General features: G+C 34.6%; 2 protein-coding genes. Both read right to left on the minus strand.

Annotated elements, in window-relative coordinates:
• Window positions 1-50 precede the first annotated feature (50 nt).
• The gene (locus tag DM84_RS05910; RefSeq protein WP_250779069.1) at window positions 51-413 is read right to left on the minus strand and encodes a collagenase; all 363 of its coding nucleotides are present in this window, start codon (window positions 411-413) and stop codon (window positions 51-53) included.
• 488 nt (window positions 414-901) lie between these two features.
• Complete coding sequence (locus DM84_RS05915; RefSeq protein ID WP_250779071.1) at window positions 902-1,327, minus strand: WD_0964 family protein; 426 nt, start codon at window positions 1,325-1,327, stop codon at window positions 902-904.
• Window positions 1,328-1,360: the final 33 nt, after the last annotated feature.

Raw genomic sequence — 1,360 nt, forward strand, 5'->3', positions numbered from 1 at the left:
GTTATTTTATTCATCGTTAGTTCTCTTACTAAAAACATATCTGAGACAACTTATATCTTATTATTCTGTTCTCTTTCACATCTTCTTTCCTTAACTTGACGCGTATGCTTGTAATCTCCTTGTCCAGTACAGTGGAATTGTTTGACAATCGTCTTAGGATGTTGATCGTTTAAGAACTTTGATACTACAATTCCCGTTTTATAAGGATTATCGCTTGTTTGATCATAATAACCATAATATATATTATATAAATTCAAGTTCTCAGACTTAACCTTATCGATTCCCTGCTTAAAACGAGCTTTACATACGGAATTTTCTTCAAGCCCATCGCATGTTTTTTCGCATGCTATAAAGTCTGCACTTCCCTCAAAAACTGGCAATTGAAGCTTCGGCGACAAACCTTCAATGACCATACGCGTCAAGTTAAGGAAAAGTGACATAAGGAGGGAAGAAGATGATATAAAAAACTATTTAAATATTAAGTAGTTAAGTTAATAATTTATCTTATTTTAGGTAAGAATTTCCTAAAAAATAAATGAAACAAATAAGACATCCTCTTTAAATGTTGCTATATTTGGCAGCATTTCCTTAACTTGACGCGTATGGTTCGTACAGCTGTGCGCGTGACGCTGGAATCTAGGAATTTTACCAAGTAGGTGAGTATAAAAGTAGCTGTTTTATGATAAAATTGACGTTTTGATAATTATGGAAATGCTGGATCCCAGATACAAGTGTTGGAGCACTGGGATGACAAGAAAAGGAGCTACTTGGATGATAATCTCGTGACAGGCTCAAATCACAACGTTCGTACAGTTGCGTGTCAGCTACTTATATGACACCACTTTTGCCTCAATATTCACCACGCCACTGAATAAATACGATCGTGCATTAAAGACCTAATCTATTTTTGTTGAGTAACTTGAGGTACGTATTGAGTAACAGCAATTTGCTTTAGGCCATTGGTGTCAAGATTGCTGCTCGCTGGATGAATAGGAGGAGTTCGGAATGGTCTAAATGCACAGTTCAGTTCCTTCATTTCTATTTCTTCAATAATTGGAGGTTTTTCTGTTGGAGCGTGAAAATCGTACTTTTTAACTCGCTCAGTAAAGCTTTTGTATTTTTTCTCTAACCAAGTTACAATTTCATACATAGTCAAATATGCATCTATTTTAAAACTTTCCCATGATCTGCCTAAACTGGCTAATGTATTGTTGAAGTAAATTGTTACGTAATCTCTCTTTGTGTATTGATAACTTTCCCTATCCGATTTATCACTTTGTGTGTTGAAAGTGTTATTCTTTGGAAAGTAACCAAATACGTCGTACATTTTGGGTTCCATTTACTAGTATATATATATATT

The organism is Wolbachia pipientis, assembly GCF_023661085.1.
GTDB lineage: Bacteria > Pseudomonadota > Alphaproteobacteria > Rickettsiales > Anaplasmataceae > Wolbachia.

Bases quoted from the DNA above. Each gene is read 5' to 3' on its own strand.
- DM84_RS05910 (WP_250779069.1), bottom strand. From the start codon at position 413: ATGGTCATTGAAGGTTTGTCGCCGAAGCTTCAATTGCCAGTTTTTGAG.
- DM84_RS05915 (WP_250779071.1), bottom strand. From the start codon at position 1,327: ATGTACGACGTATTTGGTTACTTTCCAAAGAATAACACTTTCAACACA.